Source organism: Pseudomonas sp. PF05 (genome assembly GCF_056521845.1).
Genome location: NZ_JBWLPW010000095.1, coordinates 1 through 334 on the forward strand (window position 1 = coordinate 1; position 334 = coordinate 334).

A 334-nucleotide genomic window follows, 5' to 3' on the forward strand; every position below is an offset into this window, starting at 1 on the left:
CAACTTGATCTTCATCCTCACGGTCTTACCCGGTAGTTGATCGAGGGTGTACGCCGCGAAAGGACGCCCACGCCCAAGCTCGCCCTGCGGGTTGGTTTTTTTGCAGTCGAGGATTTTTCTGAGAATGCGCGGCTTGCCTGAAGTGCGGAACAACCACTGGCATTGGCCATAGAAAGTACTTTCACCCGCTTCGCTGAACGTGCCTTTGTATTGCGCTTCCAGCTCATCGCGAATCACGACGTTGGCTGAGTCTTGACTGATATCGCTCCAGTCCTTGCCATAGGCGGAGTTGATTTCGAGCTCAATGCGGCTGATCACCAGTGGGCAACCCATG

General features: G+C 54.5%; 1 pseudogene. It reads right to left on the minus strand.

The window, feature by feature from the left end:
- Positions 1–334 (minus strand): annotated as a pseudogene (locus AC09SL_RS29585) (hypothetical protein); the annotation flags it as partial.